Raw genomic sequence first — 14247 nt, forward strand, 5'->3', positions numbered from 1 at the left:
CGGCCTCAACGCCGCCCCGGCAGATCCTCTATCCCGAAGGCGATGCCCTGCGGCGCGAGCCAATTGGCAAAGCGCACCACCTTTTCGTCGAGCGAGCAGGTCGCGCCCTGCTTCGCCATTTCCACCTCATAGGCGGCTCGCAGATCCATTTGCCGCTCGGGCGTGAGCTCGGTCCAGCGCGTCATGTCGTCTCCTTGTATTCGCGACAAGCCATTCTGATATATTGTGCAAGTTGAATGCAAAGGACCGGTGACATGACCCAATCCTACCGAGTGACCTGCTTCGATTGCGGGCAGGCGAACCGGGTTCCCGCCGACAAGCTCTCGGCCGGACCGAAATGCGGCACCTGCGGGAACAAGCTGATCTCCGGCAAGGTGGCCGAGGTCGATTTCGCGACGCTCGCGAAGGCCGAGAAAGACGATCTGCCGCTGTTGGTGGATTTCTGGGCGCCTTGGTGCGGGCCTTGCCGCGCGATGGCCCCGCAATTCCAGCAAGCCGCCGGCATTCTGGCGCCGCATGTGCGCCTCGCCAAGATCAACACCCAGGTCAACCCGACCGCGACTCAGCGCTACAGGATCCAGGGCATCCCCGCCTTCATCCTGTTCCACAAGGGGCGCGAAGCCGCCCGCGCGGCAGGGGCCAGACCGGCGGCCGATCTCGTGGCCTTCGTGAAATCGAAGATTTCGATCCCCGCCTGATCCTTAACCACCGGCCGGGGCGAAAAAATTCACGCAAGCCGGGGCGGGCCGCTTGACAAGCCCGGCGCCTTGCGCGAAATACCCGGCCACGGTGAGGGGCCTTAGCTCAGCTGGGAGAGCGCGTCGTTCGCAATGACGAGGTCAGGGGTTCGATCCCCCTAGGCTCCACCAAACCGTCTTCCAAAAAGCGCCCGATATTCGGGCGCTTTTTGCATTTCCAAGCCTTGTCAAAGACTTATCCACAAACCCGCGCGCCGCGCCTCTGCAATGTGGATGATCTATCCCCAGATTTCGTGGGCCACCCCCACTTTATCCACCATAAATTGCTTTACAGATCGCCCCTCCGCCTACACGATATCTGGTAGGGACAGGCGGCTGCCACCGCCTTTTCTTGTAAAGCCGACAAGCCCTAGGGGAGCTGTACTCCAGGGCGCCAAAACAGGCAGGGGGATACGAGCATGGCGCTGAGCGAAGACTATCTGAACGCCGAGGAACTCCACCCGATCGACATCGTCGAGACGCTGGCCGAGGCGCATCAATGGGAATTCGACCGGGTTACCGACGATCAGATCGCGATGGCGGTCGAAGGCCAGTGGCGAACCTATTCGATCACCCTCGCCTGGTCGGACATGGACGAGACGCTGCGCCTGATCTGCACCTTCGAGATGGACCCGCCGAGCGCCCGCGAAGGCGCGCTCTATGACCTGCTCAATCGCGTCAATGACCGGGTGTGGACCGGCGCCTTCACCTTCTGGCCCGATCAACGCCTGATGGTGTGGCGGCACGGGCTGGTGCTCTCGGGCGGTCAGTTGCCCGGCCCCGAACAGCTCGACCGGCTGATCGGCGCGGCGGTTGTCGCTTCCGAGCGTTTCTACCCCGCCTTCCAGCTCGCGACCTGGGGCGAACGCGATCCCGAAGACGCGATGCAGGTCGCCATTGCGGAGGCTTACGGGCGCGCCTAATCTCCCCCTCGAACCAAAGGCGGAAGCATGAGTTTTGAGAACATTTCCGACCGTGGCCTCGTCATTCTGGGCTGTGGACGCATGGGCGGCGCGATCCTTCAGGGGCTGTTGAAGGGCGGGCTTTCCGCCAACTCCGTCTGGGTGGTCGATCCACACCCGTCCGACTGGCTGAACGGCGCGGGCGTGCATCTGAACGCCGAATTGCCTGAAAATCCTGCCGTCGTGCTCGTTGCGGTGAAGCCGCAGATGATGGCCGATGCGCTGCCGCGGCTCTCGGCAATGGCGCAGGGAAATACGCTGTTCGTGACCGTCGCGGCCGGGATCACCATCGCAGGATACGAAAAAATGCTGGGCGGCCAGACCCGTCTGGTGCGCGCGATGCCCAACACGCCCGCCGCAATCGGGCGCGGCGTGACGGCGATCGTCGGCAATCCGAATGCGACACCGGCCGATCTCGACACGGCCGAGGCGCTGATGGGCGCGGTGGGTCAGGTCGTCCGGCTCGACAATGAAGGCCAGATGGATGCGGTGATCGGCGTCTCGGGCTCCGGCCCCGCCTATGTCTTCCACCTGATCGAGGTGATGGCGGCGGCGGGCGTGGCCGAGGGGCTCGACCCCGATCTTGCGATGCGACTTGCAAAGGCGACCGTCGGCGGCGCGGGTCAGCTGGCCGAGGACAGCGACGAAACCCCGTCTAAACTGCGTGAGAACGTGACCTCTCCGGGCGGGACCACGGCTGCGGCGCTCGAGGTGCTGATGGATCCGGAGACCGGCATGCCGCCGCTGATGCGCCGCGCCGTCGCCGCGAATATCGCGCGCAACCGGGAGCTCGGGAAATGACGATCTCCTTTGATGACTTCATGAAGGTGGATATCCGCTGCGGCCGGATCACCGACGCCCAGCCCTTCCCCGAGGCGCGCAAACCCGCGATCAAGCTCTGGGTCGATTACGGCCCCGAGATCGGCGTGAAAAAAAGCTCGGCGCAGATCACCGTGCATTACGCCCCCGAGGAGCTGGTCGGCAAACTCGTCTTCGGCGTGATCAATTTCCCGCCGCGCCAGATCGGGCCCTTCATGTCCGAGGCGCTGGTGCTTGGCGTGCCCGATGAGGCGGGCGAGGTGGTGCTGCTGACGCCCGACAAGGATGTGCCAATCGGCGGGAGAATGTTCTGATGAAACTGCTCGTGACCCGCAAGCTGACCGACGAGGTCGAAGCCCGTGTGGCGAAGGAATTCGATGCGACCTTCCGCAACGGCTCGGCCCCGATGACCGAAGAGGAGGCGCATCAGGCGCTTGCCGATTACGACGCGCTTCTGGTGACGCTGGGCGACAAGCTTTCGGCCCGCGCCTTCGCCGATATTCCCCGCGCCCAGATCGTCGCGAATTTCGGGGTGGGCTATAACCATATCGACGTGGCCGCAGCCGAAGCGCATGGGGTCACCGTGACCAACACGCCGGGCGCCGTGACCGATGCGACCGCCGATATCGCGATGATGCTGGTCCTGATGAGCGCGCGGCGCGCCAGCGCCGGCGAGCGTTACGTGCGGCGCGGCGATTGGACCGGCTGGACTCCCACGCAATTCCTCGGCCATCACGTGTCGGGCAAGAAGGTGGGGATCATCGGCATGGGCCGGATCGGCACAGCCATCGCGCGGCGCTGCCATTTCGGCTTCGGAATGGAGGTGCTTTACACCAAGCGCACGCCCACCGATCCGGGCTTCCCCGCGCAACATGTCAGCCAGAACGAACTGCTGCAAACAGCCGATTTCGTGGTGATCGCGGTGCCTGCAAGCCCCGCCACCCACCATCTGATCGGTGCGGCAGAAATCGCGAAAATGCAGCCCCATGCGCATCTGATCAATATCGCACGCGGTGATATCGTCGACGAGGCCGCGCTGATCGCGGCGCTGCAATCGAACGCGATCGCGGGGGCTGGCCTCGATGTCTACGAGCGCGAGCCCTTCGTGCCCGAAGCGCTGCGCGGGATGGACAATGTCACGCTGCTCCCGCATCTGGGCACCGCCGCGCTTGAGGTGCGCGACGCGATGGGGCATATGGCGGTCGATAACCTGATCGCCTTTCGCGACGGCAAGGAACCTCCGAACCGCGTCACGGCTTGATCTTTTGCCTCCTTGGCGGGAGGGTCTGCCAAGGAGGAGCCGATGCATCAACCTGTCATTACCGGAACCGGGGTCTTCACTCCGCAGGACGTCATCACCAATGCCGAACTGGTCGAGGCGTTCAACGCCTATGCCGATCTGTTCAACGCCGAGAATGCCGAGGCCATCGCCGCGGGCGAGGTGCAGGCGAAGGATCACAGCTCAGTCGAGTTCATCCTGAAAGCCTCTGGCATCGAGCAGCGCTACGTGATGGACAAGGACGGCGTGCTGGACCCGACCCGGATGTATCCGCGCCTGCGCCAGCGCTCGGATGACGAGCCGGGCATCATGGCCGAGATCGCGCTCGACGCCTGCCACAAGGCGCTGGCGATGGCGGGCCGCACCGGCGAAGAGGTGGATCTGGTGATCTGCGCGGCCTCGAACATGGAGCGCGCCTACCCTGCTGTCGCGATCGAGATCCAGAAACTGCTCGGTGCGGGTGGCTTTGCCTTCGACATGAACGTGGCCTGTTCTTCCGCCACGTTCGGCATTCAGGCCGCCGCCGACATGATCCGGACGGGCTCGGTGCGCCGCGCGCTGGTGGTGAACCCCGAGATCACCTCCGGACACCTGGAATGGCGCGACCGCGATTGCCATTTCATCTTCGGCGATGTCGCGACCGCGACGCTGATCGAACGGCGCGAGGATGCGCCGCACGGCTTCCTCATCCGTTCCACCCGTTGCGCCACCGAATTCTCTAACAATATCCGCAACAACAACGGCTTCCTGCGCCGCACCCGCCCCGATGGCGTGGCCGACCGGCGCGACATGCAGTTCATGCAGGAGGGCCGGAAGGTCTTCAAGGAAGTGATGCCGATGGTGGCCAAACACATCCACGAACACCTGTCGGAGACCGGCGTGAAGCCGGACGATCTGCACCGCCTCTGGCTGCATCAGGCCAACAAGACGATGAACGATTTCCTGGGCAAGAAGGTGCTGGGCCGCGACCCTGAACCGGATGAGCAACCCAACATCCTGCAGGATTACGCGAACACGTCCTCGGCCGGGTCGATCATCGCCTTCGCGAAATACTCGGACGATTTCCAGCCGGGCGAGATCGGGCTGATCTGTTCCTTCGGGGCGGGCTATTCGGTGGGCTCGGTCGTCGTCGAACGGATCTAAGCGCCGAAAGCGGCTGCCTCGTGCTACACTCCCATGACGCCGCCCGCAGAATGGATGGCGGGGGGAGTGACCATGATGCTTCGCTTTGTCCGAACGATCCTGATCCTGCCCTTTCTCACCGCGCAGTCCTCTTGCGCGGAACCCTTTGTGCCCTCGGGCAAGTTCGTGGGTCAACTCAAGCTGAAGAAAGACGCGGAATGCACCTTCCCCGGCCCGTGGCAGGTGCAGGAGCGCTTCGGCTATATCGATGAAAGCGGCACCGGCTGGCTGACCGTGAAGGGCGATTGCACCGACGGCGCCTCGATCCCGCAATGGGCGCAGCCCTTCGTGGGTGGTCCGATGACGCTGCGATACCTGCCTGCGGCGGTGCTGCATGACCACTATTCGAAATCGGTGCGGCCGGTCTATGGCTGGCTCCAGACGCAGCGCATGTTCCATGACGTCCTGCTCGACTCACATGTCGAGCCGGAACTGGCCGCGATCCTCTACGCCGCCGTCCTGATCGGCTCGAAGAAATGGATCGTCCGCCTTCAGGGCACCCCTTGCGACATCGGCGAGGTCTGCGTGCGGCGCTACGGCATGGTCGCGGTCTATGAGAGTGAGCCCGAGATCTACGACACCCGCGCCTTCAAGACCCAGTTCGACAAGGCCATCGCCCAGATCAAGGCGGACGGCGCGACAGGCGAGCCCGCCGTGGAGGCGATCGTGCGCGAAATTACGGGCAGCACTATATATCTCGACACGTTGTCGGGAGTGATCGCCCCGGACTTCGTCCCGATAGCGACCGAATAGGCGGTCAGTCGCGGCCCATCGCCTCGCGCCAGTGGCGGCGGCAGAGGCTCACATAGGTCTCGTTGCCACCGATCTGAACCTGATCGCCGTCGCGCAACGCCTGGCCGCCTTCCCCCATGCGCACGACCATCGTGGCCTTCTTGCCGCAATGGCAGATCGTGCGCACCTCGCGCATCTCGTCGGCCAGCGCGAGAAGCGCCGCCGAGCCGGGGAAGAGCTTGCCCTGGAAATCCACCCTTAGCCCGTAGCACATCACCGGCACGCGCAGATCGTCGACCGCACGGGCCAGTTGCCAGACCTGTGTCTCGCTCAGAAATTGTGCTTCATCCACAAATACGCAAGCGCAAGGCCCGCGATCGAGCCGAGACTTGATCATTTCGAACATGTCGGTCTCGCCGGTGAAGCAAGAGGCCTTTGCCCCGATCCCGATTCGGCTCGCGATCTGACCATCCCCAGCCCGGTCATCGAGCTTCGCCGTGACGAGCAAGGTCTGCATCCCGCGCTCGATGTAGTTGTAGGACGCCTGCAAGAGGATCGTGCTCTTGCCCGCATTCATGGTGGAGTAATGGAAATAGAGCTTGGCCATGCCTTGGCTTAGCCAAAGCCGTAAAGTACGGCAAGGCTTCGCCAGACGGCCTGTGCTCCGTCGGCGAAGCCCGCCGCCCCGGGAAGTTAGGGGGTTCCAGGGCGAACTCGTACTCTACAGGCGGGAAATCCCGCATTTCCTAACACTTATGATGTGACAAATTTCGTCGCGGGGGCTAAGGGGAAAGCGCAAACGGCTTTCCCCCCTGGAGGCGCGCTATGGGCGATCACATCGGCAGCTATCTCAAGAAGCACAGCGAAGCGCTGGTGAAGGACATCGGCATCGAGAAGGCCGCGGCGCTCTGTGGCAAGTCGAAGGCCACTCTCGGGCGCTATTATTCGAACGATCCCGAAAACGGCGATCGCTTCATGCCGATCGACGTGGTCGCCCGGCTCGAGGCCGAAGCCGAATTCCCGCATGTGACGGTGGCGCTGGCCGATCTGTCGGGCATCACCGTGAGCTGGAAGGAATCCAAGCGTAACTCCTCCGAGGGCAATATCAATTCCGACGTCGTCGCGCTCAGCCAGCGTTTCGCGATGCTGATGGCCGAATATCACGCTTCGATCGCCGACGGCACGATCAGCCTCAACGAGGCCAAGCGCATGCTCAAAGAGGCGCAGGCGCTTCAGGAAGTGCTGCTCGAAGTAAAGCTGAAGCTCGAGGAAGGGACGCTGATCTGAGGCCTATGGCCGGTCAGCGCTGTCCATCCAGATCGTGACGGGCCCGTCATTGAGCAGGGCCACCTTCATATCCGCCCCGAATTCTCCGGTCTGAACCGGCAGGCCAAGGCCCGCGAGATGGGCCGCGAAATGCTCATAGAGACGATTGCCGATCTCGGGCGGCGCTGCGCTGGAAAAGCCGGGGCGATTGCCGCGCGAGGTATCGGCGGCCAGCGTGAACTGGCTGACCACCAGACAGGCCCCACCGACATCGCCCACCGCGCGGTTCATCTTGTCGGCGTCATCCTTGAAGATGCGCAGCTTCGAGATTCGCTCGGCCAGCTTTTCGGCGGTTTTCTCGTCGTCGCCTTGCATCGCGCAGGCGAGGATCAGAAGGCCCGGCCCGATCTCGGCGATGCGGTTTCCGTCGACGGTGACGGAGGCTTCCGAGACGCGCTGTATCAAAGCCCTCATGCGAGTTCCTCCGCCCAGGGCGGGTTCGCGCCTGCGCGGCTGACCACGACGGCGGCCGCCCTGACGCCAAGCTCGAGACAGTCAGAGATCAGCCCCTCATCCGCCCGCGCGATCCGGCCCTTGTCGAGCGCCCCGGCCCGATCCAGCGCGGCGAGAACGCCCGCGTTGAACGTATCGCCCGCGCCGACGGTATCGACGACCTCGACCTTGCGCGCAGGCACGAAGATCTCGCACTCGGCGGAAAATCCATGCGCGCCGGTTGCGCCTTCGGTGATGAAGACAAGCTTCGGCCCTTTGCGCAGCAGCCCCCGCGCCAGATCCGCAATCGCGCCCGGCCCTTCCAGCCAGCGCAGATCCTCGTCCGAGACCTTCACGATATCGGCCGCAGCGATCATCCGGTCGAGCCGCGCGCGATAGGCGGCCTCGTCGCGGATGAAACCGGGACGGATATTCGGGTCGATCATCGTCACGCGGGTCTTGGCCTCACGCAGCATCAGTGCCTCGTAAGCCGCCCCGCATGGCTCGACCGGCAAGGAAATCCCCCCGAAGAACATCGCCGTCACATCGGCCGGGATCCGGGGCATATCCTCGATCTTTAACATCCGGCCCGCGGTGTTCTCGTCATAGAACGCGTAGCTCGCATGGCCGTCGGTGAGCGTCACGAAAGCCAGCGTCGTAGGCCGGTCCGAGCGCACCGCAAGCCCCGCATCGACGCCGCTATCCGAGAGCGAACGGATCAGCATCTGACCGAAAAGATCCTCGGAGAGGCCGGAGAGAAAGCCCGAACGCGCGCCCAGCCGTCCCAATGCGATCGCGGTATTGAATACGGCCCCACCCGGATAGGGCGCGAAGGCCGCCTCGCCTTGGGCGCTTTCGCGCGGGAGCATGTCGATCAGCGCCTCGCCGCAGCTCAGGATCATCGGGGTCTCCTCCGTCTTATCTTTGGGCCGATACCGCTAACATCTGCTACACGCGAAGGACTTGTCGGGCAATCCCCTCATCTGCTGCAGCCGCCTCGGATCAGGCCCCGGATCAAGCGGCGGCCCCGCCCTCCCCGCGCCGATTGCGGCCCTCGACAAGCCAGGCGCTGACGGTCAGAAGCGCTGCGAGCAGCAGCCACGCCCAAGCCGGCAGCAAGGGCTGGACGCGAATATCGGTTGTTGCTGTCGCCCCGCGCGGGGTGATGCCGATCCAGCCGCGCCCTGCCGAGGGACGTCCCGCACGGATCTCGCGAATACGCGGGATGCCATCTTCGAGCCGCGTCACGCCACCGCCCGAGCCCGCGATCGCAGCGGCGAGCGGGTCAGCACTGGCGATGGTCTGTTCGAATTCGCGAGGCGAGGCCGGACCCATCGCGACGACGCGCTCCAGATCGCCATCCTTGAGGCGGTAGAGCCCAGCCTCGGGCGCGCTCCAGCGAGCGGTGAAACGTCCCGGCGCGGTCTCGTTCAGCGTGATCTCCTGCGTGGAGCCATCGGGCAGCGTGATCGTCACCGGCGGCACGCTCTCTTCCATCGAGCGGCGGACGATCTGCATCGAGAGGGACCCGGGCTCGATCTCGGCAAAAAGGGCCTCTTCCTCAAGCTCGGGTTCCTTCATTTCCCAATGCGCGATCCGGCGCAGCAATTCGAGCTGCGGCCCGCCACCGTCGTAACCACGGTCCCACAACCAGGCGTGATCCGACGCCAGAAGCGCGACCCGCCCCTTGCCCTCGCGCGAGAGCACCAGAAGCGGCTTGCCCTCGGCCCCGGACATCACGACCTCGCCCGTCGGATTGGCGAGCTCGATCTGGCGCAGCCAGTGGCCCCAATGGGGACCTGTATCGTCGCCTTCGCCTTCGGGTTTGGGCGCGCCCTTGAGCCCCGCGGTCACGGGATGGCGCAGACCAATATCGGTCGGGCGCGGCAGGAAGCTTTCGGAGATCACCCGGCCGGTCGGCCGGGCGGGCATGATATCCCCGAGGCTGGTCTGGAACAGGCTTTCGACAGTCGCGAATTCCGGCCCGGCGGCCACGAGGATCGCGCCACCGCGCTCAACGTAATCCTTGATATTGTCGAAATAAGCCGAGGGCAGGATGCCGCGCGCGCCGTAGCGGTCGAAGATGATCAGGTCGAACTCGTCGATCTTGTCGACAAACAGCTCCTGCGTCGGGAAGGCGATGAGCGACAGCTCCGAGACCGGCACACCGTCCTGTTTCTCCGGCGGGCGAAGGATGGTGAAGTGCACGAGGTCCACGCCCGCATCGGATTTCAGCAGGTTGCGCCAGGTGCGCTCGCCCGCATGGGGCTGGCCGGAAACCAGCAGCACCCGCAGCCGGTCGCGCACGCCGTTGATCTGCACGGTGGCGACATTGTTGCGATCCGTCAACTCGCCCTCGACGGGCGCGAGCGAGAATTGCACCACGTTCTGCCCCCCGTGATCGAGCGTCAACGGCAGTTCCAGATCGCGCCCGGTGCGCACGGTGTAGCTCTTGGGGTCCTTGCCATCGATCGAGATGGTGATCTGGGCCGTGCCGCCGGTCGACGCAGGCACATCGCCCATATCCTCGATCTTGAGCCGGATCGCGGTCTCCTCGCCGATGATGCCGAAAGCAGGCGCGGTCTCGATCAGGATGCGGCGATCCCAGTCGGACCGCTTTCCCGTCAAAAGCACCTGCAACGGCGCGGGGAGCACAGGTGCAAGAGCTGCATCATGGGCCTGCCCGTCGGTGACCATCAGCGCGCCTGCCACCCGGGCGCGCGGCTCGGAGGCAAGCGCCTCGGCCAGCGCGGCACCAAGTTCCGTCCCCGCATTGTCGGCGCCGTCATGCACGCTGATGCGGCGGGTCTCGATATTGGGCATGGCGGCCAGCTGCGCCTGAAGCGCGTTGACCGCCGCATCGGTTTGATCCGCCCGGTCCGAGAGCCGCTGCGACGCCGACCGGTCGTCGATCAGCAGAACGATATCGGAAAGGGGCGCGGTCTCTTCGCGTTGCAGGGAGGGCTGCGCAATCGCCGCGAGCAGCACAAGCGCGGCCAGAGCCCGCAGCGCCCAGCCGCGCAGCCCGCGCCAGAGCGCCAGCGCCAGCAGCACCAGCGCCACTCCGCCCCCGACCCAGATCACGGGCCAAGGCAGCAGCGGCGCGAAAATCACCGACAACCCGTTCATTGCCCGAGCCTTTCGAGAAGCGCGGGCACATGGACCTGATCGGATTTGTAGTTACCGGTCAGCACATGCATGACCAGGTTCACCCCGAAGCGATCCGCGATCTCACGCTGGCGCTCTCCGGTGCGGCCGCGCCCGACCGGGAACATCGGCATGCCGCGCGCGTCGATCGCCCAGGCACCTGCCCAGTCATTGCCGCCGATCACCACCGGCGTCACTCCGTCATTGAGATTGCGAAACGGCATGCCCTCGGCGCGCTCGGCATCGGCGGGCGGGGCTTCAACCCAGATCGTGCCATCATAGCGGCCGGGGAAATCCTGAAGCAGGTAGAACGTGCGGGTGAGCACATGATCGTCCGGGATCGGCGCAAGCGGCGGAATATCGAGCGGTGCGGCCAGCGCCTGCAAGCGCTTGCCGGCGGGGGTCGCCTCGCCGAAGCCCGCGACATCTGCATCGCGGGTGTCGAACAGGATCATTCCGCCGCCGCGCAGGTAGCGGTTGAGCTTGGCGTATTCCATCGGGCTGGGCGCGGGCTGATCTGCGGTGATCGGCCAGTAGATGAAGGTGTAGACCGCGAGGTCGTCATTCTTGAGATCGACCATCATAGGCTCGGAAGGCTCGACCGTGGTGCGACGATTGAGCACTCCCGAAAGCCCCGTTAGCCCCGCCATCGAAACCCGGTCGATCTCGGGATCGCCGGTGGGCATAGCGGCAAGAACCACATTGGAGGCAGCCTCGATCGCCCGGGCCGGGTCCATTTCCGCGCGCGCCTGAGGGGGCGCGAGACCCACGAAGATCATTGCACCGATCATCGCGGTGGCTTTCATCGCGCGCGGCCCCCAGAGCTTGCCCGAAAGCGCAAGCGTCGCGAGGATGTCGATCAGAAGCGCCGCGAGCGCCGCCGCGAGCAGCCAGCCCTTGAGCGGCATCTCGCGCTGTTCCGCCGCTCCTTCGACGGGGACGCTCGCGGGCCATGTCGCGGGCGACAGCACAGCGTCGCGCGGCAAGGCATTGAGCGCCACGGAACGATCATCGGCTGTGTAGATGCCCGGACGCAGCTTCGGCCCCGGAACCGCCTTGGCCAGATCCTCACCCGGTACCCCCGGCGCATCGCCGGCATCCTGCAACCGCCCGAACCCGTCGAGCAGCTTCTGCGGCACCCAGGTTTGCCCCGCCAGATCAGCCTCTTCGGGCGCGGCCGGACGCGCCGAGACCGCAAGCCGCTCCAGCATCTGCGGGAAGAGGAGCGACAGCGGCAGGCTCGACCATTCGGCATTGGCCGTCACATGGAACAAGACAACCGCCCCCTGCCCCATCTTCGCGCGCGTCACCAACGGCGTACCATCGGTCAGCGCGGCAATCGTGTGCTCTGACAGGTCCGGCGCGGGTTCGGCCATGACCTGCGCCTTGACCGTCACGTCCTCGGGGATCACAAGCCCCGCGAAAGGCGAGCCCTCCGGGAAGGGCGCCAGCGCGCGCGGGTCGCCCCAGCTCATCGTGCCGCCCAGCGAGCGCCCCCCGGCGCGCAGTTGTACCGGCAGAAGCGTATCGACATCGAGATCGGAATTGGCCATGCGCGGTCCTGCGAAGCGGATCAAGAGCCCGCCCTTCTCGACCCAGTCTTGCAGCTTCGACTGCTCGGGCAGATCGGCCATATCGGCGAGGATGATCACATCCGGGTCGGCCGTCAGCACATCGGCCAGCGTGCCTTCGATCAGGTCGGCCGTGGGCCCAAGCGCCTGATGCAGGTAATGGGTGGGCGAGAGAAGCTCGAGGCCTTCGCGGTCGCGCGCGGCCGAGAGGATCGCCACCTTGCGCCGCTTCACCGCGTCGTCGGTCAGGCTGACCGCCCCGGCCGAGCGCGCCCCGGTAATCTCGATGCGGCTGATCCGATTGCGCAGTTCGGGAGGCAGATCGAAGCGCAATTCGGTCGCGGTCTTGTCCGCGAAATCGAGCGGCTCACGCGCCAGTTCGCGCTCGATCCCCGCCGGATCACGCCCGATCGCAGCCACCTCGCGCGGGCTTGGCAGGGCGGCGGAGGCATAGGCAGGCACGACAAGCGCACCATCCTCGATCCGGGCCGCGCCAAGTGCCAGAACCGGAAATTGCGGCTGCCACACCTTGACCGGACCATGGCTTTCAAGGGTTTGCAGCAGCGGCGCGCGGCTGTCGCGCGCAAGCCCGTCCGAGAGCCAGAGCGTTTCGAACCCGCCTTCGGGCAGGTTGGCCGTGTCGAACGCCTGCGGCGCCCATGGCTCGGGCTTGGTCCCTGGCAGCGATTGCAGAACGGCCCCGGCATCCGAGAAAGTCACCTGCGCAGGCGGCGGATCGGCAAGGGAGATCACCGCCGCGGGACGGCCCGCCTGCTGGGCATCCTGAAGTGCCGTCGCCATCCGTTCGATCCGGCGCGGCCAGTCGCGCGCCGAGGCCCAGCTGCCATCGACCACGATCAGCAGCGGTCCCTGCCCCGGCACCGCACGTTGTGGGTTCAGGATTGGTCCGGCAAAACCGATGATCGCGGCGGCGAGCGCGAGCAGGCGCAGCACCAGCAGCCACCACGGTGTGCGGGCGGCCTCGACTTCTTCATCCTTGAGCCCCAGAAGCAGCGCGACCCCCGGGAACCTCCGGCGGATCGGCGCGGGGGGCACCGCACGCAGGATCAGCCAGATCACCGGCAAGGCCATCAGCCCCAGCAACAGCCAGGGTGCGGTAAAGCCGATGGGGCCGAGCATCCACATCACCGCCCCCTCTCAAGCGCGGAGTAAAGCCACAGGAGTGCGCCTTGCGCCGGGTCGCCCGTGTGATGGGTCGAGAATTGCCAGCCCGCGTTGCGCGCAAGCCCCGCCAGTTGATCGCGCCGCGCCGCCAGACGGTCGAGGTAACGTGCGCGCAGATCACCCGCCTTGCGGGTCTCGTGCACCAACGCGCCCGACATCGACTGAAAGATCGTGCGTCCGTCATACGGGAACGCTTCCTCGTCGGGATCGAGCACCTGCATCATCACGCCCGACACGCCCCGGTCGGCAAGCTGGCCCAGAGCCCCCTCGATCGGGCCGAGATCGCCGAAGAAATCCGACAGCAGCACGACACGCGATTGCGGCGTGACGCCCGCGATCTCGGGCGCGCCGTAATCCTGCGTGCTGCCTGCGCGCGACAAGAGCCCTGCAAGCTCCATCAGCTGCGCCCGGCCCGGGCGCGGCGGGGCAAGCGGGCCGGTCAGCCCGACCCGCTCGCCGCCCCGGATCATCAGCACCGCGAGCGCAAGGCCCAGAACCCGCGCGCGCTCGGATTTCGTGACCCGCGCTTTGCGGCCTGTCTCGGCCCCGGTGAACCCCATCGAGGCCGCGTCATCGATCCACAGATGCACCGATTGCGCGAGCTGCCATTCGCGTTCACGCACATATTGATTGTCCGACCGCGCCGAACGCCGCCAATCGACAAAGCGCAACTCGTCGCCCGCATGGGCGGGACGGTATTGCCAGAATTCCTCACCTGAGCCCGCCCGCCTGCGGCCATGCGCGCCCATCTGGACGGTGGCCGCCAGATGCTCGGCCGCGACCAGCAAAGGCGGCAGCGCAGAGGCTGCCCCTTCCGCCTCGCGGCGCAGACGCAGCGCCGGGATCACCCCCGGCGCCTCCGTATCGGGCGTTAC

General features: G+C 65.6%; 15 protein-coding genes and 1 tRNA gene. 9 read left to right on the forward strand and 7 right to left on the reverse strand.

All coding sequences use genetic code 11. From position 1 onward, the window contains the following. Positions 1–5 precede the first annotated feature (5 nt). On the reverse strand, positions 6–185 hold the full coding sequence (locus BMI90_RS12990; protein WP_078529909.1) for a hypothetical protein: 180 nt from the start codon (positions 183–185) through the stop codon (positions 6–8). Between the two features lie 69 nt (positions 186–254). On the opposite strand from BMI90_RS12990, the gene trxC reads away from it, so the two are divergent. The 8 genes from trxC to BMI90_RS13030 all read left to right on the forward strand — a co-directional run bounded on the left by trxC (position 255) and on the right by BMI90_RS13030 (position 5732). Beyond that, complete coding sequence (gene trxC, locus BMI90_RS12995; protein ID WP_078529910.1) at positions 255–698, forward strand: thioredoxin TrxC; 444 nt, start codon at positions 255–257, stop codon at positions 696–698. Positions 699–793: 95 nt separating this feature from the next. After that, a tRNA-Ala gene (locus BMI90_RS13000) sits at positions 794–869 on the forward strand. 287 nt (positions 870–1156) lie between these two features. Beyond that, complete coding sequence (locus BMI90_RS13005; RefSeq protein ID WP_078529911.1) at positions 1157–1660, forward strand: YbjN domain-containing protein; 504 nt, start codon at positions 1157–1159, stop codon at positions 1658–1660. Positions 1661–1687: 27 nt separating this feature from the next. Next, positions 1688–2500, forward strand: a complete 813-nt coding sequence (gene proC, locus BMI90_RS13010; protein ID WP_078529912.1) for a pyrroline-5-carboxylate reductase — start codon at positions 1688–1690, stop codon at positions 2498–2500. After that, the gene (locus BMI90_RS13015) at positions 2497–2832 is read left to right on the forward strand and encodes a tRNA-binding protein (protein ID WP_078529913.1); all 336 of its coding nucleotides are present in this window, start codon (positions 2497–2499) and stop codon (positions 2830–2832) included. Before proC ends, BMI90_RS13015 begins: the two co-directional genes overlap by 4 nt. After that, the gene (locus BMI90_RS13020) at positions 2832–3779 is read left to right on the forward strand and encodes a D-glycerate dehydrogenase (protein ID WP_078529914.1); all 948 of its coding nucleotides are present in this window, start codon (positions 2832–2834) and stop codon (positions 3777–3779) included. The genes BMI90_RS13015 and BMI90_RS13020 overlap by 1 nt, the downstream gene beginning before the upstream one ends. Positions 3780–3821: 42 nt before the next feature. After that, positions 3822–4940, forward strand: a complete 1119-nt coding sequence (locus tag BMI90_RS13025) for a beta-ketoacyl-ACP synthase III (RefSeq protein ID WP_078529915.1) — start codon at positions 3822–3824, stop codon at positions 4938–4940. A 72-nt stretch (positions 4941–5012) separates the two neighbouring features. Further along, complete coding sequence (locus tag BMI90_RS13030) at positions 5013–5732, forward strand: DUF1353 domain-containing protein (protein ID WP_168172776.1); 720 nt, start codon at positions 5013–5015, stop codon at positions 5730–5732. 4 nt (positions 5733–5736) lie between these two features. Here the strand turns inward: BMI90_RS13030 and BMI90_RS13035 are convergent, their stop codons facing one another. Then, positions 5737–6318 carry a thymidine kinase gene (locus BMI90_RS13035; protein ID WP_078529917.1) on the reverse strand — a complete coding sequence of 194 codons (582 nt, stop codon included), beginning with the start codon at positions 6316–6318 and terminating at the stop codon, positions 5737–5739. 218 nt (positions 6319–6536) lie between these two features. Between BMI90_RS13035 and BMI90_RS13040 the strand changes: the two genes are divergently transcribed. Next, positions 6537–6998, forward strand: a complete 462-nt coding sequence (locus BMI90_RS13040) for a phage regulatory CII family protein (RefSeq protein ID WP_078529918.1) — start codon at positions 6537–6539, stop codon at positions 6996–6998. A gap of 3 nt (positions 6999–7001) precedes the next feature. Here the strand turns inward: BMI90_RS13040 and dtd are convergent, their stop codons facing one another. From dtd to BMI90_RS13065, 5 genes are all read right to left on the reverse strand, one after another. Next, a complete protein-coding gene (gene dtd, locus BMI90_RS13045; RefSeq protein ID WP_078529919.1) occupies positions 7002–7451 on the reverse strand; it encodes a D-aminoacyl-tRNA deacylase in 450 nt (149 codons plus the stop codon). Then, positions 7448–8371 (reverse strand): carbohydrate kinase, encoded by a 924-nt coding sequence (locus tag BMI90_RS13050; RefSeq protein ID WP_078529920.1) that lies wholly within the window; start codon positions 8369–8371, stop codon positions 7448–7450. The genes dtd and BMI90_RS13050 overlap by 4 nt, the downstream gene beginning before the upstream one ends. A 112-nt stretch (positions 8372–8483) precedes the next feature. Next, positions 8484–10598: a hypothetical protein gene (locus tag BMI90_RS13055; RefSeq protein WP_078529921.1), complete on the reverse strand. Its 2115-nt coding sequence runs from the start codon at positions 10596–10598 to the stop codon at positions 8484–8486. Next, a complete protein-coding gene (locus BMI90_RS13060) occupies positions 10595–13333 on the reverse strand; it encodes a DUF4159 domain-containing protein (protein ID WP_078529922.1) in 2739 nt (912 codons plus the stop codon). The genes BMI90_RS13055 and BMI90_RS13060 overlap by 4 nt, the downstream gene beginning before the upstream one ends. Further along, positions 13333–14220, reverse strand: coding sequence for a DUF58 domain-containing protein (locus tag BMI90_RS13065; RefSeq protein ID WP_168172784.1), 888 nt, complete (start codon positions 14218–14220; stop codon positions 13333–13335). Before BMI90_RS13065 ends, BMI90_RS13060 begins: the two co-directional genes overlap by 1 nt. Between the last annotated feature and the right edge of the window lie 27 nt (positions 14221–14247).

It is taken from the genome of Thioclava sp. L04-15, from assembly GCF_002020275.1.
GTDB lineage: Bacteria > Pseudomonadota > Alphaproteobacteria > Rhodobacterales > Rhodobacteraceae > Thioclava > Thioclava marina.